Origin of the sequence: Lentzea aerocolonigenes (genome assembly GCF_000955955.1) — a bacterium.
GTDB lineage: Bacteria > Actinomycetota > Actinomycetes > Mycobacteriales > Pseudonocardiaceae > Lentzea > Lentzea aerocolonigenes_A.
The window spans coordinates 1-25,114 of sequence record NZ_JYJG01000290.1 but is presented as its reverse complement, the minus strand read 5'-3'; the positions used below and the strand labels follow the sequence as shown (position 1 = coordinate 25,114).

The window sequence follows — 25,114 nt, the reverse complement described above, 5'->3', positions numbered from 1 at the left end:
GGGAGTAGGTTGCGTTACCGTGACGGCATGGACGTCACGGGCAAGGTGGTACTGATCACCGGCGCGGCCAGGGGCATCGGCGCCGAGGTGGCGAGGCAACTGGCCGCGCGCGGAGCTCGTCTCGCGCTCGTCGGGCTCGAGAAGGCCCAGCTCGAAGAGGTCGCACGGCAGACCGGCGGCAAGGCGTGGGAAGCCGACGTCACGGACTGGGACGTGCTCGAACGCGTGACGAACGAGGTCGCCGAGCACTTCGGCGCCATCGACGTGGTCATCGCGAACGCGGGCATCGCGGCCACCGGGTTCGTGCGCTCCATGGACCCGAAGGCGTTCGAGCGGGTCATCGAGGTCAACCTGCTCGGTGTGTGGCGCACGGTCCGCACGGCGCTGCCGCACCTGATCAAGAGCCGCGGATACTGCCTGGTCGTGTCGTCGCTGGCCGCGATCGTGCACATCCCCGGCAACGCGGCCTACTCGGCGGCGAAGGCGGGCTGCGAGGCGTTCGCGGACAGCCTGCGCGCGGAGGTCAGGCACCTCGGCGTCGACGTGGGCACGGCGTACTTCTCGTGGATCTCCACGGACATGGTCGACAGCGCCGACGAGCACCCGGTCTTCGGCAAGCTGCGCAAGGGCATGCCGGGCCTGGCAGGCAAGAAGTACCCGGTCCGCAACGTGGGCAGGGCCGTGGTGCGCGGGGTCGGGAAACGAGCGAAGGCGGTCCACGTCCCCGGCTGGGTCGGCGCGTTGAAGTACTTCCGCGCGTTCACGCCGATGGTCGTGGACCGCCAGGCGGTCGAAGAGGTCGCGGCGGCCGACCTCGAGATGGCGAAATCGGACACGTCCGGTCTGGTCGGACCGGGTGGTCGAGCCGCTAGTCGGTGAGCCAGCTCCCCAGCACCACGTTCCACACCCGGATCTCCCACTTGATGATCACGTTCGCGGGTGTGTAGGGATCCGCCGAGATGATCTCCTTCAACGTCGCCTCGTCAGGGGCGTCGTAAACGATCAACGCGCCGGTGTCGTCCGCGTACGGACCTGCGGCGAGGACGGTTCCCCTCTCGGCGAGGGAGGCGATGTACTCGCGGTGGGCGGGGCGCACCGCGAGGCGCTTCTCGCGATCGGGACCGAACACCAATTCGACTGCAAAGCGGGCCATGCCACCACCGTAGTGAAGTCGACCGGTACCGTCCTACCTTGTGGTTGGCGACGAAACCCCGCGCACCGTGCAGGACACCCTGACCAACCTGCGGATCCAGGACGGCGTCGCAGGACCTCCCTCAGGGCCCCTCACACTCGAAGACCTGTACAAACAGCACCGCATGCGCCTCGTGAGGCTCGCGCTGCTGCTGGTCGACGAGCCGTCGACGGCCGAGGACGTGGTGCAGGAGGCGTTCGCCGGTCTGCACCGCAACTGGAAGGGCCTGCGCGACGCCCAGGCGGCCGTGGGCTACCTCCGCACGGCCGTGGTCAACGGTTCACGCAGCGTGCTGCGTCGGCGCAAGACCGCGCGCGACTACACCCCGCCGCACGTGGCGAACGCCCGGTCGGCCGAGTCGCTCGCGATGCTGACGGCCGAGCACCAGGCCGTGGTCAAGGCCCTGCAGCAACTGCCGCCGCGGCAGCGCGAGGTGCTCGTGCTGCGCTACTACGGCGACCTGTCCGAGGCCGAGATCGCCGAGGCGACCGGCATCTCGAAGGGCACCGTGAAGTCGACGGCTTCCCGCGCGCTGGACGCCCTGCAGAAGATCATGGCTGGCTGACAATCGCCGTTTTGCCCGGTGAGAGCGGTTCCAGTGCGTACGAACACGCCCCCAATCCGGTACTTGGTATAGACCAATAGGGCTCCGATGCCGCAGGATCAGTCCTCGTGGCACGCAGACACGTGGTCGCCGTAGACATCGGTGGCACCGAAACCAAGGCGGCGCTGGTCTCCGGCACCCCGGACGCGGTGGCGGCGCACAAGCACGCCCGCCGGACGACTCCGTCCGAGTTGGAGCCGCTCCTGGCCGTGATCGCCGAGCTCGTCGACGAGCTCAGGCAGGCCTCCGAGCACGAGATCGACGCCGTGGGAGTCGTGGCGCCGGGCATCGTGGACGAGGCCAGCGGTGTCGGCGTGTACACGACCAACCTGCCGTGGAGCCAGTTCCCGTTCAGCACCGTCCTCACGGAACGGCTGGGCGTTCCCGTCGCGTTCGGACACGACGTCCGCGCCGCCGGGCTCGCCGAGTGCCGGATGGGTGCCGCGAAGGACCTGCGCAACGCGGTGATCATGCCGATCGGCACCGGGATCGCCGGCGCGCTGCTGCTCGACGGGAAGATCTTCAGCGGCGACGGCTACGCGGGTGAGATCGGACATGTGAACGTCGGCCACGGCGTGCCTTGCGCGTGTGGTCAGATCGGCTGCGTGGAGACAGTGGCGTCCTCCGCGGCGATCGCCCGCCGGTACACCGCACGTACCGGCACCCCCGTCAACGGCGCCGCTGAAGTCGCACGCAGGGTGTCCGACGGGGAGCAGGACGCTGTCGCCGTGTGGCAAGAGGCCGTGGACGCGCTGGCCAGGGGGATCCTGGTGCTGGCGACGCTGCTCGGCCCTGAAGCCGTTGTGCTCGGCGGTGGGCTCGCACTCGCAGGAGACCTGCTGGTGGACCCGTTGCGGAAAAGGCTGGACGGGCTGATCGCCTTCCAGCGCCGACCGGAGCTGCGGCTCGCGGCGCTCGGCGACGAGGCGGGCTTCCTCGGCGCGGCGCTGCTGGCCATCGACATGCTGGAGGCGTCATGAGCACGTGGGGTGGACCTGTCGACGTGACCCTGACCAATGGTCGGGTCGTCACGCCGGACGGGGTGCTCGAGAACGGGTGGGTGAGCGTCCGGGACGGCCGGATCGCCGCGGTCGGCCAGGGTGTCGCGCCCGACGGACCGACCACGGACGTCGGCGGCGGCACGATCGTGCCCGGGTTCGTCGACATCCACTGCCACGGCGGCGGTGGTGACGCGTTCACCAGCAGCGATCCGGTGAAGATCCGCAAGGCCGCGTCCGCCCACCGCAAGCACGGCACGACGACGATGCTCGCCTCGCTGGTGTCGCGCCCGGTCCCGGAGCTGGCCGACCAGGTGTCCGCGCTGGCCGAGCTGGTCCAGGAGGGTGTCGTCGCCGGCATCCACCTCGAAGGCCCGTTCCTGTCCGCTGCCCGCTGTGGCGCGCACGACCCGGCCATCCTGTGCCCGCCGGAGCAGACCGCGGTGACGAAGCTGCTGGACGCGGGCAAGGGCACGGTCCGGATGATCACCGTCGCACCCGAGCTGGAGGGCGCGGTCCAGGCCGTGCGGCAGCTCGTGGACAACAACGTCCTCGCCGCCATCGGGCACACCGACGCGACCGAGGCCCAGGTCCGCCCGGCCGTCGACGCCGGCGCGACCGTCGCAACGCATCTGTTCAACGGCATGCGCCCGCTGCACCACCGCGAGCCCGGCCCGATCGGCGCGCTGCTGGACGACGAACGCGTCACCGTCGAGCTCATCTGCGACCTCGTGCACCTGCACCCGACGGCGGTCCGGCTCGCCGCGCACCACGCGGGCCTCAAGCGCACGGTGCTCATCACCGACGCCATCGCGGCCGCAGGTGTGGGCGACGGCGTCTACGACGTCGGCGGGCTCGAAGTGCGCGTCGTCGACGGCGTGCCGACGTTGGCGGGCGGCGCTTCGCTCGCGGGCAGCACGCTGACCATGGACATGGCTTTCCGCAACGCCGTCAACTCCTGTGGGCTGTCACTCGTGGAGGCCGCGTACGCCACCTCGACGCGCGGTGCGGAGCTGCTCGGCCTCGACACGGGCAAGCTCCAGCCGGGTTGCGCGGCGGACATCGTGGTGCTCGATGCAGAATTGAAGCCGCGGGACGTGATGAGCAAGGGCGAGTGGGTCAAGGAATAGGTGGATGGCGGACGATCCGGAACGGCTGGTGACCGACGCGTTGCGTGCGCAGGCGACCAGCACCAATGCCGGATTTGCCGTATCTGTCCCAGTTCCTGAGGAACGCCCGGCACCCATGCCCGCGTGGCTGGTGCTGGGCCTCGCCCTGCTGTTGGGCCTGGCAGCGGGCACGGTGGCCGCAGTGATCACGCTCGGCTGACCTGTACCGTTGTGGCCGTGACGATTGCATTGGGCCCTGACTGGCTGGATCCCGAAAAACTGCTGACGATGCTCGGCCCGTGGATGCTCGTCGGGCTGTGCTTGATCGTCTTCGCCGAGTGCGGACTCCTCGTCGGGTTCTTCCTGCCGGGCGACTCGCTGCTGTTCACGGCGGGTCTCTTCGTCGCGGCAGGTCACATCTCGACGCCGCTCTGGCTCGTCTGCGCGCTGCTGACGGTGTGCGCGTTCGTCGGCAACGTCTGCGGTTACTACATCGGCCAGAAGGCCGGGCCGGCGCTGTTCAGCAAACCCGAGTCGAAGATCTTCAAGAAGGAGTACGTCGACAAGACGCAGGAGTTCTTCGACAAGTACGGCCCGCGCGCAATCGTCCTCGCGCGGTTCGTGCCGATCGTCCGCACGTTCATCACCGCGATGGCCGGCGTCGGGCGCATGGACCCGAAGAAGTACTTCACCTACTCCGCGATCGGCGGGGTGGCGTGGGCCGCGGGCCTGACCGTCCTGGGCTACTTCCTCGGCCAGGTGGAGTTCATCCGCAAGAACCTCGAGCTCACGCTCATCGCGATCGTGCTGATCTCGGTCGTGCCGATCATCTTCGAGGTGATCAAGGCGCGCAAGGAGAACAAGTCGCTCCTGCAGGAAGAGGCGGACGACATCACCCAGGTCATGGACGCCCAGGTCCACCAGGACGACTCGACGCAGATCATCCCGCGCGTCGAGCGCTGAGCTGAACCCGCCTGTTCAGGCAGGCGGGTTTTTCTCTGGCCAGATTCGAATACAGAGCTGTACTGTATTCGTATGGTCATCATTGCGGGGGCGGGTCCGACCGGCTTGGCGCTGGCGTGCGGACTCCGACAGTTCGGGGTGGATGTTCGGGTCGTGGACGCGGCTTCAGGGCCCGCCACGACGTCGCGCGCGCTGGGGTTGCAGCCGCGCGGTGTCGAGGTGCTCGCGAGGCTGGGGGCGCTGGGCGACCTGCCGGACAAGGCGGTGCGACTGCGAGCACTGCGCATCAACGGGGCGGTGGCTCTGGACATGGGGTTCCTGCGCGACGCGGGTCAGTTGATCGTGTCGCAGGCGTGGGTGGAGGAACGGCTGCGCGACCGGTTGTCCGCGCTGGGCGTGGAGATCGAGTGGAACACGCCGATCTCGACGGTCTCGGGCTGGGACTGGCTCGTCGGCTGCGACGGCGCGCACTCGGCGGTGCGGAAGACGGCGGGCATCGCGTTCGAGGGCGAACCGGTGATGGAGAACTTCCTGCTGCGGGACGTCCACGGCGAGTGGGATCTGGATCGCGAGTCGATCCACCTGTTCGTCGACGGAACGTCCATCACGAGTGTGTTCCCGTTGCCCGGCGGCGTCTGGCGGGTGATGTCACCGAACGGCGAACGCTGGACGCCGGGGCCGATCGACGAGGTGGAGTGGGAGTCGACGTTCCGCATCCACCGGCGGCAGGCGGCGGCCTACCGGCGCGGGAACGTCCTGCTCGCGGGCGACGCCGCGCACATCCACAGCCCGCTGGGCGGACAGGGGATGAACACGGGCCTCGGCGACGCGGACAACCTGGCGTGGAAGCTCGCGCTCGTGGTGCAGGGCAGGGCTTCTGCCGCGTTGCTCGACACCTACGAAGCCGAACGCAGGCCGATCGGCGCACGGGTGCTCGCCTCGACGACACCGGCGACGCGACTGGCGATGGGATCCGGTGTGGTCACGCGGACGATCAGGGACCGCGTGCTGTGGCCGTTGCTGGGCCTCCCGTTCGTGCAGCGGCGGCTCGTGCGGTTCACCTCGCAGCTCGATGTGAAGTACTCCGGCCCGCTGGCGATCGGACGGCGTGGTGGCGAGCGGGTGCCCGCGTTCGCACGGACCGGCAAGTGGGTGCTGGCGGGGCCGCCGACGTGCCTGGAGGTGGCGCGGGAGCGACTCGGGGACGTCGTGCACCATGAACGCGCCGGTGACACGCTGCTGGTGCGCCCGGACGGGCACCTGGCGTGGCGTGGTCCCTCTGAAAGGTTTTCCGCGTGGCTGAACGAAGTGCTGGGCGTCCCCGAGACCCCGAAGCTGACAACGCGATCCTGACGGCCGCGTTCGAGCTGTTCCTGGAGCGCGGCCTCGACGGCACGTCGATCGAGCAGGTGGCCCGTCGCGCGAGCGTGACCCGTGCGACGGTCTACCGCCGTTTCGCCACGAAGGAAGAACTGCTGTTCAGCGTGATCGAGCTGCCGCGCGAGGTCGCGGCGCTCGATCCGGAGCGGATTCTCGTCGCACCGCCGGAGGAGACGATCAAGGGCTGGGCCGCGCTGATGTCGACGCCCTCGTCGGTCCAGCTGCTGCGCCGGATCGTGGGTGCGTCGGCGGACAACTTCGAGTTGATGAAGCGCTACTGGGAGCTGTTCATCGCCCCGCGCCGGGCCGCGCTGAAGGAGCTGCTGCGTCCCGGTTTTCCACCCGGCACCGACCTCGGCCTCGTGCTGGACATGGTCGGAGGTGCGCTTTTCTACCACTCGCTGACCAATCCGGCGCAGAGCACGGCGGCGGAACTGGAGACGTATCTGAAGTCTCTGTTGCGGCACACCGGGTACCAGCCATAGCTTTGGTCTAAACCACCAGGTGGAGGCCAGTGATGTCGTTGCTCCGCAAGGGATTGGCGGCCGCGCTGGCCGTACTTTCCGTCTCACTTGGCGTCGGTGTCGCCGATGCGTCCCCGCCCAGGATCGTCGGCGCCTACTACGGCAACTGGTACAGCGAGTCGAAGCCGATCTCGTCGATTCCCACGAACACGCCGATCACGCACCTGTTCTACGCGTTCGCTTTGATCGAGAACGGCAAGTGCGTGATGCCGGCGCCGACCGCGGCTCGCGACTTCGCCGACATCCGGGCGTTGAAGAAGCGCAAGCCTTCGTTGAAGGCCGTGATCTCACTCGGCGGCTGGGGCGCGGGCGGATTTTCCGACGCGGCTTTCTCGGTCGAGTCGCGGAAGACGCTCGTTCAGTCCTGTGTGGACCTGTTCTTCCAGGACGGGACGTTCGACGGCATCGACCTCGACTGGGAGTTCCCGGTCTACGGCGGTCCCACCGAGATCGAGGACCGGCCGGAAGATCGCCGGAACATGACGCTGCTGACCCGCGAGTTCCGGCACGCGCTCGGCAAACGCCTGCTCACCGCCGCGCTGCCCACCGGCCGCCTGCAGACCGACGGCTCGTACGACCCGGCGAAGTCGTTCGAACTGCGCGAGCTCTCGCAGATCATGGACTTCATCAACGTGATGACCTATGACATGGGCACCGGTTTCTCGCCAGTGGCCACGTTCAACGCTCCCTTCCGCGAGGTCTACAACGACCCGATGCCCGCCGCCGACCGCAAGTGGAACAACGTCGCCGGCGCCATCAACTACTACGAACGGCACGGCGTCTCCCCGCGCAAGATGGTGCTCGGCACCCCGTTCTACGGCCGTGGTTTCAACGTGAAGACCGAGGGCCCGCAGCACGGCCTCTACCAGCCCTACGACAGCGCGTTCTGGGTCGACGGCTACGAAGACGCCTTGAAGCTCAAAGCAACTCCTGGCTGGCAGGAGTACTGGCACCCGGTCGCGCAGTCGCCGTGGCTCTACAACGCCGCGGAGAAGAAGTTCGTGTCGTACGAGAACCCGCGGTCGATCGGCATCCGCGCGGACTTCGCCCGTTCGCGCGGGCTGCTCGGCACGTTCATGTGGGAGCTGGGGAGCGACGACGCCCAGTACTCGCTGCTGAAGGCGATGTCCCGATGAGGGTTTGAGTCTGACGTAACGTCAAGGTGTTGGTTGAACGGCATGACTGACACCACTCGACGTGAAGTGCTGGGCTGGCTGGCGGGGCTCGGTGCGGCGGCAGTGCTCGCACCGAGCCCGGCCAGTGCTTCTGTCGGCGTCACCGCCCTGCGAGGCGTCACGCTCGTCGACTCGGCCGGAACGCGTCCGAACGCCACCATCGTGCTGGCGGACAACAGGATTCTCGCGGTCGGCTCGTGCGACCTGCCGTTGCCGCGCGGCTCCACGGTGCTGGATCTCGCCGGCAAGTTCGTCATCCCGGGCCTGTGGGACATGCACGTGCACGGCGCGTACCTGGACCGCATCACGTTGCCCCTGTGCCTGGTCAACGGCGTGACGGGCATCCGCGAGATGTGGGGCTTCCCGCCGATCTACGCGCTGCGCGAACGAATCGAGCGCGGGGAGGTGTTCGGGCCGAAGCTGGTCGTCGGCAGCTCGATCATCGACGGGCCGCACTCGACGTTGCCGGGTGCTCAGATCGTTGCCACGCCTGAAGAAGGGCGTCAGGCCGTGCGTGAAGCCAAGACGCAGGGCGCGGACTTCGTGAAGGTCTACTCGTACCTGGACAGGGCAACGCTCGCGGCCATCGCGGACGAGTGTGCGCAGCAGGACATCACGTTCGCCGGACACTGCTCGGACCACGTGGCGCTGGGCGATGCGAGCGACCTGGGGCAGCGCACGTTCGAGCACATGTACGGGCTGCCGCTCGCGACGAGCACGCAGGAAACCCAGCTGCGCCAAGCGATCGCGGACCTGCCGCTCGACCCGGCGAACCCGTTCGCGTGGTTCAGAAAGGTGCTGGACTTCGAACGCCAGGCAGCGCTCACGCACAGCCGGCCCAAGGCGGTCAAGCTCGCGAACCTCCTGCGGCGCAACGGTTCCGCGCTGTGTCCGACGATGGTCGCGATGCGGGTGTACTCCAGCCCGGCGGACCGGTTCGCGAACGACCCGCGGATGAGGTACATGCCGGCGTTCTACCGGGACCTCTGGCGTGACGGCCTCAAGAACTGGGCTCCGGTGACGCCACCGGAAATCCGCGAGCAGGCCGAGTTCCTCAAGCGCCGCATGGACCAGGTCGCCGAGATGCACGACCACGGCGTGGAGATCCTGGTCGGCACGGACGCGGGCAACCCGTACGTGTTCTCCGGCTTCTCGGTGCACGACGAGCTGGAACTCCTGGTGCAGGCGGGCCTTTCACCACACCAGGCGGTGAAGGCGGGCACGCGCAACGCGAGGCTCGAGCCGGGCCAGACCGCGAACCTCGTCGTGCTCGACGGCAATCCGCTCAACGACATCCGCAACACACAGCGGATTCACACCGTGCTGACACGAGGCAGAACCCTCGGGCCGGCGGAACGGCGGCAGATGCTCGCGGACGTGGAGAAGGCCGCGCAGGAGCCGTTCCCCACGGCCGTGCGGACCTGCTGTTAGAGGCTGAACATCGAGCCGGGGTTGAAGAGGTTCTCCGGGTCCAGCGCGCGTTTGATCTCGCGGTGGACCCGGAGGCCGACCGGGCCGATCTCCTTCGCCAGCCACTCCCGCTTGATCTTGCCGATGCCGTGCTCGCCGGTGACCGTGCCGCCCAGCGCCAGCCCGAGCGCGAGGATGTCGTCGAACGCCTTCTGGGCCCGTGCGAACTGATCGGCGGACGCGGCGTCGTAGACGACCGTCGGGTGCATGTTGCCGTCGCCCGCGTGGCCGACGACGGCGATCTTGAGGTCGACCTCCTTGGAGATGTCCTCGCAGCCCTGGATCAGCTCGGCGATGCGGGTGCGCGGTACGCACACGTCGTCGGTCAGCCACGAGCCGTAGATCTCCAACGCCATGAGCACCGACCGGCGCGCCACCAGCAGGTCGCGGCCCTCGTTCACGTCCTCGGTCGCGTAGACGAGGTCGGCGTCCAGGCAGATCTCCTCGATCTTCCGCAGCTCGTGACGAGCCTGCTCACCGCCCGCGTCGGACTGGCAGATCAGCAACGCCGCGCAGCCCGGTCCGGCACCCAGTTCGGTCTTCAGGTACTGCTCGACGGCCTCGATCGCGGTCCGGTCCATGATCTCCATCAACGACGGCACCAGGCCCTCGCGGACGATCCGGCTGACCGCGGCACCAGCGGCGGCGGTGCTGCTGAAGGCGGCGACCAGCGTGGCAGGTGCCTGCGGGAGCGGTTTCAGGGCCAGCGTGGCCTTGGTGATCACGCCCAGCGTGCCCTCGGAGCCGACGAAGAGCTTGGTGAGGTCGTAGCCCGCGACGCCCTTGACCGTGCGACGGCCGGTCCTCAGCACCTCGCCGTCGGCCAGCACGACCTCCAGGCCCAGCACCGAGTCGGTGGTCACGCCGTACTTCACGCAGCACAGGCCGCCCGCGTTGGTGGAGAGGTTGCCGCCGATCGTGCACCAGTCGTAGCTGCTCGGGTCCGGCGGGTAGAACAGGCCGTCCTTCTCGACGGCGCCGCGCAGGTCGAGGTTGACCACGCCCGGCTCGACGACGGCCAGGCGGTTGTCGGCGTCGATCTCGACGATCGCGTCCATCTTGGTCATCACCAGCACCACGCAGCCGTCGACGGCGTTCGCGGCGCCAGAGAGGCCGCTGCCGGCTCCACGCGGGACAACGGGGACGCGATGACGTGCGCAGGCTCGCACGACCGCCTGGACCTGCTCGGTGTTCAGCGGGAACACCACCGCCAGCGGGCTGCCGTAGGGCGCCAACGGCATCATGTCGCGCTGGTAGCTCGCCGTGACGTCAGCGTCCACGAGCACACCCTCGGCACCGACGGCGGTGCGGAGTTCGGCGAGCAGAGTCTCCATATCTCCCACGCTAGTGCCGTGACCACCTGCCGTCACCGCGTATTCGGGGCTCAGCAGGGCGCCTCGCGGCAGAGCCGCGAATACGGGGGCAACGGCAGGTGGCCACGGCACTAGTCCGATTCGACTGGTTCACTCGAAAGTGATCTCAAGGGGAGGGAGTTCACGTGGTGACCGAGCGTGCTCAATCAAGATTTCGTCATCCCGTTAGACCGATGTCGCCGTACCACCGGCGCAGCACGACGTAGGCTGGCGAACCGTGGCGCATGCTTTCGCCTCGCTGGAGACCGCAGGTCCGGTGGCCGTGTGGATCATCGTGCTGAGCTTCATCTTCTTCGAGTGCGCGTTCATCTTCGGGCTGTTCCTGCCCGGTGACTCGCTGTTGTTCGCCGCCGGCGTGGTGCTGGCGCAGCACAACAGCGAGCTGTCGGCGTGGGCTCTGTCCGCGGTGGCGCTGATCGTGGCCGTCGTCGGCAACCAGGTCGGGTACTTCATCGGCCGAGGCACCGGCACCCGTGTGCTCGCGCGCAAGGGTGGCAAAGTGCTGAACCGGCAGAACCTGAAACGCGCGGGCGACTTCCTCGACCGCCGCGGGTTCTGGGCCGTCGTGCTCGCCCGCTGGATCCCGTGGATCCGCACGCTGGCACCGATGATCGCCGGTGCCGCGCGGATGGACCTCCGCCGCTTCACGCTGGCCACCACGCTCGGGGCCATCGCGTGGGTGCCGACGCTCGTGCTCGCCGGCTACTACGGCGCGGGCGTCCTGCAGGAGCTGCCGTGGCTGGAGACGGCCGCGGTGATCGTCAGCATCGCGTTCTTCCTCGGCGGCACCGGGTGGGGCATCTGGCGCTACCGGCAGGAGATGCGCAAGCCGATCGACGAAGGCAGCGACGACCTCAGGCATGTCAGCGAGCACCACGCCCGCTAGAGCACCTCGGTGATCAGCAGGTCCGCTGATCCCTTCGACGAGTTCACCATCAGCGCGTTGACGTGGTCGGTGCCGTGGAGCACGCGTTCCTCGGCCTCCGAGAGGGTGCGCCCGTACCGCAGGTGGCGGTCGATCAGCCGCTGCACGCGCACGTCCTCGTCGATGAACAGGAACCACGCCTCGTCCAGGATGATCCGGACGCGCTTCCACTTGTCGTAGTTGAGCAGCAGGTAGTTGCCCTCGGTCACGACCAGCGGGACGTCCGGGTGCACCGGCACCGCGCACGCGATCGGTTCCTCGATCTCGCGGCGGAACTCCGGCGCGTAGATCATGTCCGGCCCGCAGGCCTTGATCCGGCCGAGCAGATCCACGTAGCCGGGGATGTCGAACGTGTCCGGCGCGCCCTTGCGCTCGACCAGCCGCAACCGTTCGAGCTCGCTCTGCGCGAGGTGGAAGCCGTCCATCTCGACCAGCACGGCCTGCCCGTCGAGCGCCTCGACCAGCCGGCGCGCGAGTGTCGACTTGCCGGAACCGGGTGCCCCGCCGATGCCGAGAATCTTGCGCTCGCCCTGATCGGTGAGCACTCGAGCCCGCTCTAGCAGCTCGTCGAACCTGACCTGCTGTCCTGCCACCGCGCCAGCCTCTCAACCCAGTCCCCGACCGCACCGACCCGGACGGCCGCCGCCTCCGACGCGAAGCCGATGGCTGCCACCGGCTCTGCACCTGACGCCAGCGCGTAGGCGTACGCGCCGTGCCAAACGTCCCCAGCACCGTTCGTGTCCACCACCTCCACCGCCGGCACGGAAACCTCGCCGGACGAGCCGTTCCGCGACCAAGTCACCGGCCTCGCACCGTGCGTGCGAATGACCAGCGGCACTCCGTACGAGTGCACCTCGGCATCGGACCGCTCGAACCCCGAACTGCAGGCAGCCACGTCCACCAGCGGCAACAGGTGATCGAGGACAGGTTTCCAGCTCCCGGCGTCGAGCACCACAGGCAATCCGCGAGCTTTCGCCTGCTGGGCGACGGGGATCACCAGGCCGTCGTGGTGTCCGTCCAAGAGCACGACGTCGACGCCCTCCAGCAGACCGGACAAGTCGGGCGCCTCGACGGGCACTGAGGCGTTGCGGGAAACGACAGTGCGCTCCCCATCAGCGTCTCTGACGACGACCATGCTCACGGGCGTCGTTCCGGTCACGGCGGTGACTTGGACCGGCTCCAAGGAGACCCTGACGAATTCACCCAGTGCGTCGGCGCCCAGTGCGGTGAGCAGTGACGACGTTCCGCCGAGTGCCGCAACGGCACGGGCCGCGTTCGCCGCCGGACCGCCGGGCGACAGGACCGCGTCGAGCGAGCGGATCTTCTGTCCAGGATCCGGGAACGATTCCACCCGTTGAGTCACGTCGAGAGTTGTGAGCCCGACACACAGCACGGCTGCCATCTGGGCTTCCTCCAAACGGGTAAGGTCCCTGGCCATGGTCACCATGCGGGATGTCGCGGCTCTCGCGGGGGTCTCCATCACCACGGTGTCACACGTGATCAACGAGACCAGGCCGGTCGCCGGGGACACGCGCGAGCGCGTGCAGAAGGCGATCGACGAAACCGGGTACACGGGTGACGCCATCGCGCGATCGCTGGTCATGGGTGGCACGAAATCGCTGGGCCTCGCGGTGTCGCTGGTCTCCCACCCGTACTTCGCCGAGCTGATCGCCGCCATCGAGTCGGAGGCGACTCGCAACGGCTACTCGCTCGTGCTGATCGACACCAGAGACACCCCCGAGTCCGAGCAGACAGCGGTCAGGATGCTGCGTTCGAGACGCGTCGACGGCCTGCTGCTGACACCGTCGGCCGGCGCCGGGGGAAGCCTCGTGCTGCCGGAGTTGAAGAAGCTCGGCATCCCGACGGTGCTGGTGGACCGGCTGACCGTGGCCAAGGACATCGACCAGGTCGGGCCGGAGAACGTCCAGGCCACCTCGGGTCTGGTGAAGCACCTCGCGGAGCTCGGGCACCGGCGGATCGGGATCGTCTGCGGCAAGGCGGGCGTGGCGACGACCGAGGAACGCATCCTCGGCTACCGGCTCGGTCTCGGCCGCGCGGGTCTGAAGTGGGACGAGGCGCTGGTGTCGCAGAGCGGCTGGCTCGCGCCGCTGCTCGACCAGGACGACCCGGCGACCGCGGTCGTCGCGGCGGACCACCTCGTCACGGTCGGCATGCTGCACGAAGCCCGTGCCCGCGGACTCAAGCTCGGCACCGATCTCGCGGTCGTGGCGTACGACGAGGTCGAGTGGGCGACGTTGATCGAACCGCCGCTCACCACGTTGGCCCAGCCGGTCGAGGAGATCGGCAGGACCGCGGTGAAGCTGCTGCTCGCCAAGATCGCCGACCCGACGCGGCCGCCCGAGACCATCCGGCTGGCGCCTTCGCTGATGCACCGGCAGTCCTGCGGATGCTGATCCCCGGCCTCGTCTCGGTGACGTTCCGGCAGCTCACGGTCGAGGAGATCGGCGAGCTGGCCACCGAGTGCGGGCTGCAGGCCGTCGAGTGGGGCGGCGACGTGCACGTGCCGCCCGGTGACTTCACGGCGGCACGGCGTGCGCTGGACACCGGGCTGAAGGTCGCGGCGTACGGGTCCTACTACCGGGCCGGTGTCTCCGATCGCGGCGAACTGGCGGCGATCCTGGAGACCGCCGCCGAGCTGGACGCACCGCTGGTGCGGGTCTGGGCGGGTACTTCAGGGTCTGCCGAGTGCCCCGACCGCGGGCCGGTGGTCGAGGCGTTGCAGCACGCCGTCGAGCACGCGGACGCGATGGGCACGCGGATCGCGTTGGAGTACCACCGGAACACGCTGACGGACACGCTGGAGTCCGCGGTGCAGCTGCTCGACGAGGTCGACGGCGTGGTGCCGTACTGGCAGCCGCGGGGAGGCCAGGACGTGTTCTCCGCCGTGCACGAGGTGCGGACGCTGGAACCGGTGACAGCGCACGTCTTCTCGTGGGGCGAAGGTGGCTACCAGGACCGGTTGCCGCTCTCCGCGCGCCGCGACCTGTGGAAGCCGGTGCTGACCGAGCTCGCGCGCGACGGGATCGAGCGCAACGCGTTGCTGGAGTTCGTGATCGACGACTCGCCGGAGCAGTTCCGCGAGGACGCCAAGACGTTGCTGAGCTACCTCAGGGGTTAGCGAGCCCGTGCCGTTCCAGCAGAGCGGCTGCCTCCAGGCACATCCAGCCGCCGAGCTGAACGGACAGGTCGCGCCCCTCGCGCTCGTCCGCCGGGACCGTCCACTCCGGACCGAACAACGGGCCGCTCACCGCCATCGCGCGGTTGAGCCACGCCGACTCCGCCGACTGGATCACCAGCTCCCTGGCCAGGTCCGCGGTCACCGCCCGTTCAGGGTCGAGCTCGGGAATCGTGAGCGCCGCCTGCGCGAGGTAGCGGGTGAGGATGCCCGCGAACAGACCGCCGTCGCCACCGCCCTGTCCCCTGATCACGCCGTTCGTGGCCAGGTCGTCGTGCACCGCGGTGATCGTGCGCGCGGCCTTGTCGAGCCACTTGTCCTGCTGCCCGTGCTTCGCCAGTTCGACGCACGCGCCGAGCAGAACTCCTTGGCAGTACGTGTAGATGTTCTTCTCGTGCTCGCGGATCTCGCCGTTCGGGTGGACGTGCAGGCCGTCCCACGCGAGGCCGCTTCCGGGGTCGATGAGGTTGTCCTCGATCCAGTCCACCGTGGACCGGGCACGGGCGAGATCGGTGCGTTCGTTCTGCCGGGCCAGGAAGATCGCGGCCGGGCCGTTGGCGGGCACGTTCTTGAAGTCGTCGTTCCGCTTCCACCAGATGCCGCCACCCGCGTGGTCGGTCCAGCCGTCGCGCAGCTGCTCGGCGATCGCCTTGAGCGCCTTGGGTTTCGCGATGCCGACGACGGTCTCGGCCCGTTGCAGGGCGAGACCGAGCCACGCGATGTCGTCGTAGTAGCTGTTGGTCCAGCCGAGGACGTTGCGCATCCGGATGCCCCGCACGACCTTGGCGATGCCCGCCTTGCGCAGCTCGCTCGGCGACCGCAGGTAGCCGTCGATCATGCAGTCCAGCAGGTGCGCCTGCCACCAGTAGTTGAAGCGGACGTGCAGCTTGTCCCGGAAGAGCGGGGGCCACACCCGTGCCCCGAGCAGCGTTCCCGGCACACCCCAGACCCGCCGGAGGTGCCTGGAGTACACCGCGCGCTCGGCAACGCCCGCGCGCGCCGCCAGCAGTTTCGCGATCACCACTGAATCATGGTGAGTGCTTGACCGGTCAAGAAGCTCGGTGAATCACCCAGTGGTAGAGGCCCATGGCCACGGAAGTTGTCAGGTTGTAACTGCTGACCTTCTCACGCATGGGCAACCGGACGATCCTGGTGGCCTTGTCCCGGACCTCCTGCGAGAGCCCGTGCCGTTCCGAACCGAACGCCAGCACGGCGTCGTCGGGGATCGGGCCTCGCAGCAGATCGCCGTCCGCGTCGAACGCGATCAGCTCACCGGTGAAGTCGAGGTTCTCCGCCTTGGCGACGGGCAGCGCGAAGTGCAGGCCCGCCGAGCCCCGGAGAACGTTGGGATGCCACGGGTCCACGTCGCCGGTGGAGATCACGCCGCCCGCGTCCAGGCCCGCCGCCACCCGGATGGTGGCGCCGAAGTTGCCGAGGTTGCGCGGGTTGTCGAGCAGCACGATCGGCGCGTCGCGATCGAACGGCAGGTCCGGCTTCTCCGCGAACCCGGCGACCCCGGTGGGATGCGTGCGGCCGACGCGGATCTTGAAGTGCGCCTGGTCGACCTCGGTGGCCGCCTTGAACTGCTCGACGAGGTCCGGCGCGTGCGTCTCGGCGAGGCTGACGGCCGCGCTCAGGTCCGTGGTGATCAACGGATGCACCACGGCGCCGAAGCGCAACGCGTGCTTAACAGCGTGAAAGCCTTCGAGCAGCACGGTGGCCAGCATAGAAGCCGATCCACGACACGATCACGATCGACCCCAGCACCAGCTGCACCAGCGTCGACGCGCTCTCCGGATACCAGACGCCGTCGATGTAGTAGTCGATGAACCCGGTCCCCAGCGACGGCATCCCGGCCTGTGCGCGGAAGAACTCCTCCGCGGTCGTCAACGGGCACGTCACCGGCATCAGCAGACTGAGGATCGCCCACGCACCGATCGCCAGATGCGCGTAGATCACGCCGCGCCAGCGCCATGCGGCGAACCCGCCCAGGAGCAGGAACGCCAGCACGGCGAAGTGCAGCGTCATGACCGCTTCCGCCAAAAACCTGGCCATTCGCACCACCCCGCCCTCCAATGTAGGACGGGGTAGCTCGAAGCGCGCTCGATAAAACCCGGTCAGGCGAGTCCGAGATCGTTCAGGTCCAACAGATAGCGGTACTGCAGGCCCTCTGCCTCGATGGCTTCCTTGGCACCCGTGCCGCGGTCGACGACGGTTGCGACACCGATCACATCGGCACCGTGCTCCCGCAACGTCGTGACGGCCGTGAGCACCGAGCTACCGGTGGTGGAGGTGTCCTCGACCGCGAGCACGCGCTGACCACGCACGTCGATGCCCTCGATCTGACGCTGCATGCCGTGGGCCTTCGTGGCCTTGCGGACCACGAAAGCATCGAGCACGTCACCGCTGGCCGCAGCCGAGTGCATCATCGCGTAGGCGACCGGGTCCGCCCCGAGCGTGAGGCCGCCCACAGCGACGAAGTCCCAGTCACTGGTGAGCTGGCGAAGGAGCTTGCCGATCAGAGGGGCCGCCGCGTGGTGCAGCGTCGCCCGGCGGAGGTCGACGTAGTAGTCGGCTTCCTTGCCGCTGGAGAGAGTCACCTTGCCGTGCACCACGGCCAATTCGCTCACCAGACGAGCGAGTTCCGACTTCGCGTTCGCGTCCAAGACCACTTCAGTTCGCACAGGTCGACAGCTTCGCACACCTGGACGATCGGTGCCGCATACCCTGCATCACCGTGGGCACCCTCTTCGTCGAACAGCCGTGGACGTTCACGAGCCTGTTGTTCCGGCCGCACTACCGGGTGGAGGTGTTCGACGAGCACGACGCACCGGTCGCGGTGGTTCGCGAGCGGAGTGGACCGGGTGTGCAGCGTCCGTTGCGCCACACCGGTTTCTCCGGCTGGACGACGTTCGATCTCGACGTCGTGGCGCCCACCGGACAGCCGATGATGCGCATCAGCAAGAGCTTCGGGCGACGGCCGCACGTGCGCGTGAGCACGCCTCAGGGGCAGTTGATCGGGACGATCAAGACGCACGGCGCGTGGCAGCAGTCACTCCACGACCCGGACGGTCAGCAGCTGTGCCTCTTCGGTGACATCGCTCGCATCGAGACCGGCCGGCGCGCCAAGCGCAACGGCAAGCGGGTCCGGCGGGATCACGTCCAGATCAATCCCGCCGTCACCGAGCCGTTGCGCTCGCTGGGCTTCGCCTGCGCGGTCGCCTTCGACGTCGTTCGGGGTACCGGGACCAGCCACACCAGCAGCGGCGGCGTGGACTGGCCGGTCTGACCTACCAGGCGTCCTTGCGGAAGTGGCTGGGGCCGTCGTCCTCGTCGTCGTCATCACGAGGTGGCCGAGCCGCGGGAGTGCCCGAGGCGATGATGTCGTCGATGTCCTGACCCTCCTCGATCGCGCGGTAGGCGCGTTGGAGATCGGGTACACCGACGGCGAGCGCCTTCTGCACGCCCTCGTCGTTCACCGCACGGCCAGAGGCGACGTCGGCCCACGACATCTCGCCCGACTCGACGCGCCGCTGGAGGTCCTTGAGCTCCTTCGGCGCTCCCGGCGATTTCGCGAACCGTTCGATCTCGGCGAGGTCCTGCTCGGAGAGGCCACGCGACCGGCGTTGCACCTGTGACGCGGCCGTCGCGACCTTCCCGAGGTCGTCGATCCGGGAGTCCACGTCGTTGAACAACGCCTGCAGACGCGCTTGGTCGTACGGGAACGTCACTGCTGACCGCCACTGGGAGCAGGAGCAGGAGCAGGAGCCGGGGCGGGCGCAGGTGCGGGGGTCCCGCGCCCGGAAGCCGCGGAACCGGCCTTGCCGAGGCTGTAGGCACCCAGGCCGACACCGATCGCACCGGACTTCGCGGCGGACTTGCCGTTGTCGAACTTCTGCTTGCCGTCCTGCACACCGTCGACGACGTCCAGGAAGTCGTTGACGTCCTGGACGTCCTTGAGCTTCATCAGCGCCGTGCCCATCGCCACGATGCCGTCGACCATGCCCTTGACGCCCTCGATCAGCGTCATGATCGACTGGATGATCTTGCGGATCGCGTCGACGACCTGGATCGCGTCGTAGACCATCCACACCGCGCGGCCCCAGCCGACGACCGGGATCACCGCGGTCATCGCCGCCTCGAGCAGCATGGTGCAGAGCTTGTCCAGCAGGAACAAGGCGATCTTCGTGGCCGAACGGCACGCCGACGCCATCGACTGGAACTTGTTGCCGATGATCCGGGCGACCTGGGAGTCCGCCTCGATCGCGACGACCCACATGGTGTCCATGCGGCGTTCGAAACCCTGCGCAGCGGAGCCGTTCCAGTGCGGGTTGAGCTGACCGACGCCCTCGCCGACGTTGTGCCGCACGGAGTCCAGCGCCTTGGCGACCTGGTCCCACGCGTTGGCGTTGGCGTCGATCTTCTCGAAGTCGCCGACCAACGGGGTGATCAGCGCCTCGATCAGGTTCTCGCCGGTGACCTTCTCGTAGATCCAGTTGACGCCCTGCAGCTTCCACCCGGCAGCTTCCATCAGCTCCTTGGTGGTCTGCCGGCCAGGGCGGTCCTCAGCCGCGGCGTTCAGCGCGGCCGAGGGATCCTGCACATCCGCGTATGCCGTGGTCATCGGCCACCTCCGGCCTGCTGCATGAGCTGGACGCCGTGGAGGTCGACCTTCTCGTAGGTGTCCGCGGTCTTCTGAAGCGCGTCGGAGTCCTTGAGCATCATCTTGTTCGCGAAGTCCAGCGTCTCCCCGTAGAGGTTCGCGACGCCCGTCACGACGGGGTGCAGCAACGTCAGCAGGCCGGTGAACCCGCTGGTGTCACCGCCCTTGGAGATCGCGTGGTCCTTGATGGTCAGGAAGTGCTGGGCGTTGCGGTCCAGCAGCTCGCTGTATCCGCGCAGCTCGTCCGGCACGACGTGGAACTGTTCACTCACGAGGGCTCCGACGCGCCTTTGGTCCGATTGGTTCCGATCACGTCCGGCCGCGGCCGCCGGCGAACCGGGACGCCAACCTGCGCACCAGAGGGCGCGGGAGCAGCCGCGTGATCGTCACGATGGCCTTGTACTGCAGGCCGGGAATGGACAGCGGCTTGCCGCGGCGCAGGTCGCGCAGGGCCTCGTGCACCAACCTGTCGGCGTCGACGTAGAGCCAGCTCGGCGTCTTGGACATGTCGATGTTCGCGCGCTTGTGGAACTCGGTGCGCACGAAACCGGGGCACAGAGCCATGATCCGCACGCCGGAACCCTCGGCCGCGAGGTTCATGCCCTCGGAGAACGTCGTGACCCACGCCTTGTCGGCGCTGTAGCTGGTGCCGCGGCCGGGCAGGAAGCTGGCGACGCTGGACACGTTGATCACGTCGCCCTTGCCGCGCGCCATCATGGCGGGGATCGCGGCCCGGCTCAGCCTGAGCACCGTGGCGACGTTGACGTCCAGCTGGGCCTGCAGCTTCTCGATGTCGGCGGCGAAGAACTCACCGGTGTTGGCGAAGCCGGCGTTGTTGACGAGGAGGTCGACGGCCGACTCGGCGAGGCGCGCCTCGACCTTGGCCCGGTCAGCCTTGTCGCTGAGGTCGGCGGGCAGCACGTCCACGTTGACGCCGTGGCGGTCGTGCAGCTGCTTCGCGAACTCCTCGAGCGCGGACGCGGTGCGCGCCACCAGTACGAGGTCGTATCCCTCGGCGGCGAGCCTGCGGGCGAAGGCGGCCCCGATCCCGACGGTCGATCCGGTCACCAGTGCGGTTGGCATGCCACCGCACGGTAGTCGGGTCTAGGCCGGGGTCGGAAGCACGCCGATGATCACGCGCCGTTCTTCGCCGGGCGACGAAGAACCATGAGGCGCAGCGCGAGGCCCGAAACGACCAGAGCGACTCCGCCCGCCAGCAACCAGCCGACCGACGCACCCGTGTAAGCCAGCGTCACAGTGGACGCCGTGCCCGCAACGGCTACGGGTGCGGCAACTTTTCCTCCGTACATCGTGATTCCCTCCGGGGGGTTCGGGGACACGACGCTTACGCAGGGAGTATCTGAATCATCTGCGAATGTTTTACACAGAGTGAAGTGTGACCTAGCTCACACCACTTTGGTGACGGTTTGGAATACCGCTGGCAGCGACCTGTGGACAGACGGTAGCCAGACTTGTGTCTCACCCTGTGTTACGAGGAAAGCTCGGTTACGGCTGCTTGCGGCCGAACGACGGGCGGTAGACCTCGCCGCCCTCGTCGTCCTCCGCCACGGGTTCCTCGTGCTCGGAGGGGTCCGGGTCGAACGGGTCGATGACGTCCGCCAGCTCACCGATGTCGCGCAGCAGCCGCTCCAGGCGCGCGGGCGACGAGTTCGGCGGCGCGGCGGCCAGCACCCAGTCGTTCTCCAGCCAGACGACCGTGACGTCGCCACCGATCTCCTCGGCGGCGTCGATCAGGTCGGGCGTGATGATCTTGCGAGCGGCCGGGACGTCCGTGACGAACGCGTAGCGCGACCCCACCGGACCGAGCAGGTCCGGCATCGGCATCTTGTCGTTGTCGCGCTGGAACGGCACTGTCGACAGCCAGAGCTCGATCACCACCGACAGCGCTCTGCGGCAGCGCACGCCGACCAGCACGGAGTTGACCTTGCCGCCGGTCTCGTGGTCGAGCACGTAGACCTGCCTGCGCCCGTCCGCGGTGAAGGTCGAGCCCGCGACCACGTCACGGGCGAGCCCGGTGCCGTAGTAGGCGATGGCTCCCGCTTCCCAGCGAGTCGGCAGAACGTGGTCTGTCTCCTCGAACTGCCAGCCGCGCAGGGCAGCCCAACGGCGCCGTTCACGATTACGCGCGGTTCGTTGCGCCCGGTCGGTCGCGAGCAGGGCGAACCCCGCCACGCCCGCCACCGCGGCGACGGTGAACCAGACCCACGCCGGTATGCCCACAGCTGAAGCGTAGTGGGTCCAGCCGGTGGAACGAAGATCACTTCCGCGAGTCGTGAACTGGGCGCGCCGATTCGACGTGGTTCAGGGCATGTCCGCCACGTTCCCGTTCACCACCGACCGGTCGTTGGACAACGAACCGGAAGCCCAGGAACTCCTCGCCAGACGCGGTCCCGTCGTGCCCGCCACGATGGGACCGATCGAGATCTGGCTGGCCCTGTCCTACGCCGCCTGCAAGCAGGTCCTCACCGATCCGCGCTTCAGCCGCGAGGAGGCCACCCGCCCCGGTGGCCCGGTCACCCTGCCGTCCGCCGCGAACCCGCTGGTCCTCACCTCGATGGAGGGCCGGCGTCATGCCCGCACCCGCAAGCTCGTGGCCTCCGCGTTCAGCCCGCGCATGGTCGCGTTGCTGGAACCGCGCGTCCAGGAGATCGTCGACTCCTTGCTCGACGAGTCGCCGGTGGACCTGGTCAGCGGGTTGTGCGTGCCGCTGCCGACGATGGTGATCTGCGAGCTGCTCGGAGCGCCCTACTCCGACGCGCCGGACATCCGGCGCTGGACCGGGCGCCTGATGACCGGGCGTCTCACGCAGGAGGAGCTGCGCGAGGTCGAGCACGAGGTGCAGGGCTACCTCGCCGACCTGGTGGAGGAGAAGCGCCTTCGCCCGGACGGCAAGCTGATCACCGCGCTCGTGCTGGCACACGACGAGGGCGGGCACCTGACGTCGTCCGAGCTGCTGGCGAACCTGCAGATGCTGCTGGCCGCCGGGCACGACACGACCGTCAACCAGCTGGGCAACTCGCTGCTGACGCTGCTGCGCCACCCGGCGGAGATGCAGCGGTTGATCGACGACCCGACGCTGATGGGTACCGCGGTCGACGAGCTGCTGCGGTTCTCCCGGCTGATGGCCGCGACCCTGCCGCGCGTCACGACCGAGGCCGTCGAGTTGGACGGCGTGCGGCTGCCCGCCGGTGCCGCGGTGCTGCCGGTGCTCTCGTCCGCCAACCGGGATCCTTCGGTGTTCCCGGATCCGGACCGGCTGGATGTCGGTCGCGATGACGCGGCGCCGCTCGCGATGGGCTTCGGGCCGCACTACTGCCTGGGTGCGCAGCTGGCGAAGCTGGAGCTGCGGATCGCGCTGACGTCGGTGCTCCAGCGGTTCCCCGGCCTGAGGCTCGCCGTCGACGAGTCGTCGCTGACGTACCGGATGGAGTGCAACGTCCGCGCGCTGGTCTCGCTGCCCGTCACCTGGTGAGCTCAGGCGGGCTGGAACAGCTCGATCGGGTTGCCGGACGGGTCGTCGAGCACGATCTGCTGACCACCCGGCCCCTTCACGACGTCGCTGCGGAACCGGACTTTCCCGTTGAGGCGGTCCACTTCCGCCGCGATGTCGTCGACGATCAGGTGGATGCGGTTCCAGCCGCCGGGGCCGGGCTTGGTGCCGTCGGGCATCTCCCGGCCCGCCGAGCTGGTCGGCCCGCTCAGCAACAGCCGCAGGTTGCCGCGGACGACGTCGGCGAACGCGGGCGCGAAGTTCGTGTTGACCGTGAACCCGAGGTTCTCGGTGTAGAAGGCGAGCGAGGCTTCCACGTCGTCGACGAGGTACCGCACGCTCACGAGATCGGTGGTCATCTCAGACCTCCAGGAGTCGGATGCGCCCGTCGAGCTCTTCGGCGGTGCGCTGGAACGCGGTGACGGGATCGGGGTCGCGCGCGGGATCGGGAATGCTCCAGTGGGCCAGCCGCGGCCTCCCGGCGAAGGTGGGCAGGACCTCGCGCACCCGGTCGCACAGGCTGATCACGAGGTCGAACCGGTTGCGGCGCACATCATCCAGGTGCGTCGGCTGGTGGTCGATCTTGATGCCGTACGGCTTCAGCGCCTTGATCGCGCTGGGGTGCAACGGCTTCGGGTGGCTGCCGGCGCTCATCACATGTGCGCCGGTCCGGTGCCGCAGCAGTGCCTCGGCCATGGGTGACCGGCCGCTGTTGCCGGTGCAGACGAACAACACCCGCTTTCCCGTGGGCGCTGCGGCTTTGAGGGCGTCGCCGGTGGCTGCCAGCTCCTGCGCGCATTGCCCGAGGTCCAGGTGGTAGTAGGTGTCCCGCCCGTCCGAACTGCTCCGCCGCGCGGTGACCAGGCCTGCGTCCCTGAGCTGGCGCAGGTGGTAGGAGACGAGGTTCTGCGGCTGGCCGACCGCGGCCACGAGCTCGCGCACCCGACGGTCGCCGGCGGCCAGCTCGCACGCCAGCCGCCAGCGCAGCGGGTCTGCCATCAGCCGCAGGAACAGCGGCAACGTCTCACCGGCCACGTCGCCGACGATACATCAATCCAGCTTGATGCACTGGTTAATGAGGTACGACGACGACCTGGTCCGCGTCCTCGTAGACGACGCGGCCGGGATCGTCGGACTCCACGCGCTGCCATTTCACGCCGTGCGCGTCGAGAATCTCCAGGTAGCCGGGCAGGCGTTCCATCAGGTGCGTCGCCTCAGCCTTGAACCACGCGCGGGCACCGGGATTGACCTCGCGGTCGTAGACGGTCGCATCGACCGTCGAGGGATCGGTGTAGGCCGCGTCGTACCAGGCATTGTTGGTGCTCACGAACGCTTCTTGCTCGTCGGTGAGTTCACCGCGCCGACGCAAGCCGTTCGCCAGCCCGAAGACCCCGGTGAAGTGGCCGCGGGCGTTGGACTCGGTCGCCTGGTACCGGACATAGCGAAAATCCCCCACGAGACCCCAACCTACAGGTCTCGCAGGGGATTCGAGGTCACGCGGTACGGCCCACGATCAGGCCCGAGTTGTCGTCCAGCACGTCGACCCGAACCGTGTCGCCGTCCCGAACCTCACCGGCCAGCAGCTCCTTGGCGAGCTGGTCACCGATCGCCGACTGCACCAGCCGGCGCAACGGCCGGGCACCGTACACCGGGTCGAAACCGTTGAGCGCCAACCAGTCGCGCGCCGATGCCGTCACGTCCAGGGAAAGCCGGCGGGCCGCCAGGCGGTCGGCGAGGCGAGCGATCTGGATGTCCACAATGGACGTGAGTTCCTCGGTCGCCAGCGCGTGGAACACCACGACGTCGTCGAGCCGGTTCAGGAACTCCGGCTTGAAGTGCCGCTGCACCACCCCCATCACGGCGTCCTTGCGCTCCACCTCCGTCAGCGACGGGTTGGCGATGACCTGAGAGCCCAGGTTCGACGTGAGCACCAGGATCGTGTTGCGGAAGTCCACGGTCCGGCCCTGACCGTCGGTCAGGCGGCCGTCGTCGAGGACCTGCAGCAGCACGTCGAACACGTCCGGGTGCGCC

33 protein-coding genes are annotated in these 25,114 nt (G+C 68.4%); 15 read left to right on the top strand and 18 right to left on the bottom strand.

Annotated features, from left to right (window positions below):
* The first annotated feature begins 27 nt into the window (after window positions 1-27).
* Window positions 28-879: an SDR family oxidoreductase gene (locus tag UK23_RS33170; protein WP_045315660.1), complete on the top strand. Its 852-nt coding sequence runs from the start codon at window positions 28-30 to the stop codon at window positions 877-879.
* Here UK23_RS33170 and UK23_RS33165 read toward each other — a convergent pair.
* On the bottom strand, window positions 869-1,153 hold the full coding sequence (locus tag UK23_RS33165; RefSeq protein ID WP_045315659.1) for a YciI family protein: 285 nt from the start codon (window positions 1,151-1,153) through the stop codon (window positions 869-871). The two genes, UK23_RS33170 and UK23_RS33165, sit on opposite strands and share 11 nt — an antisense overlap.
* A 40-nt stretch (window positions 1,154-1,193) precedes the next feature.
* Between UK23_RS33165 and UK23_RS33160 the strand changes: the two genes are divergently transcribed.
* The 9 genes from UK23_RS33160 to UK23_RS33125 all read left to right on the top strand — a co-directional run bounded on the left by UK23_RS33160 (window position 1,194) and on the right by UK23_RS33125 (window position 9,376).
* Window positions 1,194-1,757 carry a SigE family RNA polymerase sigma factor gene (locus UK23_RS33160; RefSeq protein WP_045315658.1) on the top strand — a complete coding sequence of 188 codons (564 nt, stop codon included), beginning with the start codon at window positions 1,194-1,196 and terminating at the stop codon, window positions 1,755-1,757.
* A 107-nt stretch (window positions 1,758-1,864) separates the two neighbouring features.
* Entirely contained in the window at window positions 1,865-2,776 is a 912-nt protein-coding gene (locus UK23_RS33155; protein WP_052685281.1) for an ROK family protein, read from the top strand.
* Window positions 2,773-3,924, top strand: coding sequence for an N-acetylglucosamine-6-phosphate deacetylase (gene nagA, locus UK23_RS33150; protein ID WP_045315656.1), 1,152 nt, complete (start codon window positions 2,773-2,775; stop codon window positions 3,922-3,924). The genes UK23_RS33155 and nagA overlap by 4 nt, the downstream gene beginning before the upstream one ends.
* A gap of 4 nt (window positions 3,925-3,928) precedes the next feature.
* Complete coding sequence (locus tag UK23_RS50720; RefSeq protein WP_082115166.1) at window positions 3,929-4,123, top strand: hypothetical protein; 195 nt, start codon at window positions 3,929-3,931, stop codon at window positions 4,121-4,123.
* Between the two features lie 68 nt (window positions 4,124-4,191).
* Complete coding sequence (locus UK23_RS33145) at window positions 4,192-4,866, top strand: DedA family protein (RefSeq protein WP_082115167.1); 675 nt, start codon at window positions 4,192-4,194, stop codon at window positions 4,864-4,866.
* A gap of 72 nt (window positions 4,867-4,938) precedes the next feature.
* A complete protein-coding gene (locus UK23_RS33140) occupies window positions 4,939-6,219 on the top strand; it encodes an FAD-dependent oxidoreductase (protein WP_045315655.1) in 1,281 nt (426 codons plus the stop codon).
* On the top strand, window positions 6,162-6,731 hold the full coding sequence (locus tag UK23_RS54665; protein WP_045315654.1) for a TetR/AcrR family transcriptional regulator: 570 nt from the start codon (window positions 6,162-6,164) through the stop codon (window positions 6,729-6,731). The genes UK23_RS33140 and UK23_RS54665 overlap by 58 nt, the downstream gene beginning before the upstream one ends.
* Window positions 6,732-6,763: 32 nt before the next feature.
* Window positions 6,764-7,906, top strand: a complete 1,143-nt coding sequence (locus UK23_RS33130; RefSeq protein ID WP_045315653.1) for a glycoside hydrolase family 18 protein — start codon at window positions 6,764-6,766, stop codon at window positions 7,904-7,906.
* A 42-nt stretch (window positions 7,907-7,948) separates the two neighbouring features.
* Window positions 7,949-9,376, top strand: coding sequence for an amidohydrolase family protein (locus tag UK23_RS33125; protein WP_045315652.1), 1,428 nt, complete (start codon window positions 7,949-7,951; stop codon window positions 9,374-9,376).
* Here UK23_RS33125 and UK23_RS33120 read toward each other — a convergent pair.
* Complete coding sequence (locus UK23_RS33120; RefSeq protein WP_045315651.1) at window positions 9,373-10,749, bottom strand: FAD-binding oxidoreductase; 1,377 nt, start codon at window positions 10,747-10,749, stop codon at window positions 9,373-9,375. The two genes, UK23_RS33125 and UK23_RS33120, sit on opposite strands and share 4 nt — an antisense overlap.
* A 256-nt stretch (window positions 10,750-11,005) precedes the next feature.
* On the opposite strand from UK23_RS33120, the gene UK23_RS33115 reads away from it, so the two are divergent.
* Entirely contained in the window at window positions 11,006-11,674 is a 669-nt protein-coding gene (locus UK23_RS33115) for a DedA family protein (RefSeq protein WP_045315650.1), read from the top strand.
* Here UK23_RS33115 and UK23_RS33110 read toward each other — a convergent pair.
* Both UK23_RS33110 and UK23_RS33105 read right to left on the bottom strand, forming a co-directional pair.
* A complete protein-coding gene (locus UK23_RS33110) occupies window positions 11,671-12,306 on the bottom strand; it encodes a nucleoside/nucleotide kinase family protein (protein ID WP_045315649.1) in 636 nt (211 codons plus the stop codon). The genes UK23_RS33115 and UK23_RS33110 overlap by 4 nt on opposite strands.
* Window positions 12,270-13,115, bottom strand: coding sequence for a PfkB family carbohydrate kinase (locus tag UK23_RS33105; RefSeq protein ID WP_045315648.1), 846 nt, complete (start codon window positions 13,113-13,115; stop codon window positions 12,270-12,272). Before UK23_RS33105 ends, UK23_RS33110 begins: the two co-directional genes overlap by 37 nt.
* Before the next feature lie 34 nt (window positions 13,116-13,149).
* On the opposite strand from UK23_RS33105, the gene UK23_RS33100 reads away from it, so the two are divergent.
* Window positions 13,150-14,127 (top strand): LacI family DNA-binding transcriptional regulator, encoded by a 978-nt coding sequence (locus UK23_RS33100; protein ID WP_045315647.1) that lies wholly within the window; start codon window positions 13,150-13,152, stop codon window positions 14,125-14,127.
* Window positions 14,121-14,852, top strand: a complete 732-nt coding sequence (locus UK23_RS33095) for a sugar phosphate isomerase/epimerase family protein (RefSeq protein WP_045315646.1) — start codon at window positions 14,121-14,123, stop codon at window positions 14,850-14,852. The genes UK23_RS33100 and UK23_RS33095 overlap by 7 nt, the downstream gene beginning before the upstream one ends.
* Here the strand turns inward: UK23_RS33095 and UK23_RS33090 are convergent.
* The 4 genes from UK23_RS33090 to pyrE form a co-directional block, all read right to left on the bottom strand.
* Window positions 14,842-15,933: a glycoside hydrolase family 76 protein gene (locus tag UK23_RS33090; RefSeq protein WP_156213558.1), complete on the bottom strand. Its 1,092-nt coding sequence runs from the start codon at window positions 15,931-15,933 to the stop codon at window positions 14,842-14,844. The genes UK23_RS33095 and UK23_RS33090 overlap by 11 nt on opposite strands.
* Window positions 15,934-15,958: 25 nt before the next feature.
* The gene (locus tag UK23_RS33085; protein WP_045315645.1) at window positions 15,959-16,636 is read right to left on the bottom strand and encodes a TrmH family RNA methyltransferase; all 678 of its coding nucleotides are present in this window, start codon (window positions 16,634-16,636) and stop codon (window positions 15,959-15,961) included.
* Window positions 16,596-16,964: a DUF2784 domain-containing protein gene (locus UK23_RS33080; RefSeq protein WP_045315644.1), complete on the bottom strand. Its 369-nt coding sequence runs from the start codon at window positions 16,962-16,964 to the stop codon at window positions 16,596-16,598. The genes UK23_RS33085 and UK23_RS33080 overlap by 41 nt, the downstream gene beginning before the upstream one ends.
* Before the next feature lie 62 nt (window positions 16,965-17,026).
* Window positions 17,027-17,581 (bottom strand): orotate phosphoribosyltransferase, encoded by a 555-nt coding sequence (pyrE, locus tag UK23_RS33075; protein ID WP_045315643.1) that lies wholly within the window; start codon window positions 17,579-17,581, stop codon window positions 17,027-17,029.
* Between the two features lie 65 nt (window positions 17,582-17,646).
* Here pyrE and UK23_RS33070 point away from each other — a divergent pair, with 65 nt between their 5' ends.
* Window positions 17,647-18,198 carry a hypothetical protein gene (locus UK23_RS33070; protein WP_052685279.1) on the top strand — a complete coding sequence of 184 codons (552 nt, stop codon included), beginning with the start codon at window positions 17,647-17,649 and terminating at the stop codon, window positions 18,196-18,198.
* A gap of 1 nt (window position 18,199) precedes the next feature.
* Here the strand turns inward: UK23_RS33070 and UK23_RS33065 are convergent, their stop codons facing one another.
* The 6 genes from UK23_RS33065 to UK23_RS33045 form a co-directional block, all read right to left on the bottom strand.
* Entirely contained in the window at window positions 18,200-18,640 is a 441-nt protein-coding gene (locus UK23_RS33065) for a hypothetical protein (RefSeq protein ID WP_045315641.1), read from the bottom strand.
* Window positions 18,637-19,533, bottom strand: a complete 897-nt coding sequence (locus UK23_RS33060) for a WXG100 family type VII secretion target (RefSeq protein WP_045315640.1) — start codon at window positions 19,531-19,533, stop codon at window positions 18,637-18,639. Before UK23_RS33060 ends, UK23_RS33065 begins: the two co-directional genes overlap by 4 nt.
* Entirely contained in the window at window positions 19,530-19,844 is a 315-nt protein-coding gene (locus UK23_RS33055; RefSeq protein ID WP_045315639.1) for a hypothetical protein, read from the bottom strand. Before UK23_RS33055 ends, UK23_RS33060 begins: the two co-directional genes overlap by 4 nt.
* Before the next feature lie 37 nt (window positions 19,845-19,881).
* The gene (locus tag UK23_RS33050; protein WP_045315638.1) at window positions 19,882-20,655 is read right to left on the bottom strand and encodes an SDR family NAD(P)-dependent oxidoreductase; all 774 of its coding nucleotides are present in this window, start codon (window positions 20,653-20,655) and stop codon (window positions 19,882-19,884) included.
* Window positions 20,656-20,705: 50 nt separating this feature from the next.
* The gene (locus tag UK23_RS52075) at window positions 20,706-20,882 is read right to left on the bottom strand and encodes a peptidase (RefSeq protein ID WP_156213557.1); all 177 of its coding nucleotides are present in this window, start codon (window positions 20,880-20,882) and stop codon (window positions 20,706-20,708) included.
* Window positions 20,883-21,078: 196 nt separating this feature from the next.
* Window positions 21,079-21,813 carry a hypothetical protein gene (locus UK23_RS33045; RefSeq protein ID WP_045315637.1) on the bottom strand — a complete coding sequence of 245 codons (735 nt, stop codon included), beginning with the start codon at window positions 21,811-21,813 and terminating at the stop codon, window positions 21,079-21,081.
* 88 nt (window positions 21,814-21,901) lie between these two features.
* Here UK23_RS33045 and UK23_RS33040 point away from each other — a divergent pair, with 88 nt between their 5' ends.
* Window positions 21,902-23,065, top strand: a complete 1,164-nt coding sequence (locus tag UK23_RS33040) for a cytochrome P450 (RefSeq protein ID WP_045315669.1) — start codon at window positions 21,902-21,904, stop codon at window positions 23,063-23,065.
* Window positions 23,066-23,067: 2 nt separating this feature from the next.
* On the opposite strand, the gene UK23_RS33035 is transcribed toward UK23_RS33040, so the two are convergent.
* The 4 genes from UK23_RS33035 to UK23_RS33020 all read right to left on the bottom strand — a co-directional run.
* Entirely contained in the window at window positions 23,068-23,442 is a 375-nt protein-coding gene (locus UK23_RS33035; RefSeq protein ID WP_045315636.1) for a VOC family protein, read from the bottom strand.
* 1 nt (window position 23,443) lies between these two features.
* Complete coding sequence (locus UK23_RS33030; RefSeq protein WP_231114796.1) at window positions 23,444-24,118, bottom strand: metalloregulator ArsR/SmtB family transcription factor; 675 nt, start codon at window positions 24,116-24,118, stop codon at window positions 23,444-23,446.
* 37 nt (window positions 24,119-24,155) lie between these two features.
* The gene (locus UK23_RS33025) at window positions 24,156-24,539 is read right to left on the bottom strand and encodes a hypothetical protein (RefSeq protein ID WP_045315635.1); all 384 of its coding nucleotides are present in this window, start codon (window positions 24,537-24,539) and stop codon (window positions 24,156-24,158) included.
* A 37-nt stretch (window positions 24,540-24,576) separates the two neighbouring features.
* Window positions 24,577-25,114, bottom strand: a 538-nt coding sequence (locus tag UK23_RS33020) for an AAA family ATPase (RefSeq protein ID WP_045315634.1), incomplete at its 5' end; no start/stop codon positions are given.

Excerpts from the sequence above, each read along its gene's own strand:
- UK23_RS33170 (WP_045315660.1), top strand. The coding sequence starts at position 28 with ATGGACGTCACGGGCAAGGTGGTACTGATCACCGGCGCGGCCAGGGGC.
- UK23_RS33165 (WP_045315659.1), bottom strand. The coding sequence starts at position 1,153 with ATGGCCCGCTTTGCAGTCGAATTGGTGTTCGGTCCCGATCGCGAGAAG.
- nagA (WP_045315656.1), top strand. The coding sequence starts at position 2,773 with ATGAGCACGTGGGGTGGACCTGTCGACGTGACCCTGACCAATGGTCGG.
- UK23_RS50720 (WP_082115166.1), top strand. The coding sequence starts at position 3,929 with ATGGCGGACGATCCGGAACGGCTGGTGACCGACGCGTTGCGTGCGCAG.
- UK23_RS33145 (WP_082115167.1), top strand. The coding sequence starts at position 4,192 with ATGCTCGGCCCGTGGATGCTCGTCGGGCTGTGCTTGATCGTCTTCGCC.
- UK23_RS33140 (WP_045315655.1), top strand. The coding sequence starts at position 4,939 with ATGGTCATCATTGCGGGGGCGGGTCCGACCGGCTTGGCGCTGGCGTGC.
- UK23_RS33130 (WP_045315653.1), top strand. The coding sequence starts at position 6,764 with ATGTCGTTGCTCCGCAAGGGATTGGCGGCCGCGCTGGCCGTACTTTCC.
- UK23_RS33125 (WP_045315652.1), top strand. The coding sequence starts at position 7,949 with ATGACTGACACCACTCGACGTGAAGTGCTGGGCTGGCTGGCGGGGCTC.
- UK23_RS33120 (WP_045315651.1), bottom strand. The coding sequence starts at position 10,749 with ATGGAGACTCTGCTCGCCGAACTCCGCACCGCCGTCGGTGCCGAGGGT.
- UK23_RS33105 (WP_045315648.1), bottom strand. The coding sequence starts at position 13,115 with ATGGCAGCCGTGCTGTGTGTCGGGCTCACAACTCTCGACGTGACTCAA.
- UK23_RS33100 (WP_045315647.1), top strand. The coding sequence starts at position 13,150 with ATGGTCACCATGCGGGATGTCGCGGCTCTCGCGGGGGTCTCCATCACC.
- UK23_RS33095 (WP_045315646.1), top strand. The coding sequence starts at position 14,121 with ATGCTGATCCCCGGCCTCGTCTCGGTGACGTTCCGGCAGCTCACGGTC.
- UK23_RS33085 (WP_045315645.1), bottom strand. The coding sequence starts at position 16,636 with ATGCTGGCCACCGTGCTGCTCGAAGGCTTTCACGCTGTTAAGCACGCG.
- UK23_RS33080 (WP_045315644.1), bottom strand. The coding sequence starts at position 16,964 with ATGGCCAGGTTTTTGGCGGAAGCGGTCATGACGCTGCACTTCGCCGTG.
- UK23_RS33060 (WP_045315640.1), bottom strand. The coding sequence starts at position 19,533 with ATGACCACGGCATACGCGGATGTGCAGGATCCCTCGGCCGCGCTGAAC.
- UK23_RS33050 (WP_045315638.1), bottom strand. The coding sequence starts at position 20,655 with ATGCCAACCGCACTGGTGACCGGATCGACCGTCGGGATCGGGGCCGCC.
- UK23_RS52075 (WP_156213557.1), bottom strand. The coding sequence starts at position 20,882 with ATGTACGGAGGAAAAGTTGCCGCACCCGTAGCCGTTGCGGGCACGGCG.
- UK23_RS33040 (WP_045315669.1), top strand. The coding sequence starts at position 21,902 with ATGTCCGCCACGTTCCCGTTCACCACCGACCGGTCGTTGGACAACGAA.
- UK23_RS33035 (WP_045315636.1), bottom strand. The coding sequence starts at position 23,442 with ATGACCACCGATCTCGTGAGCGTGCGGTACCTCGTCGACGACGTGGAA.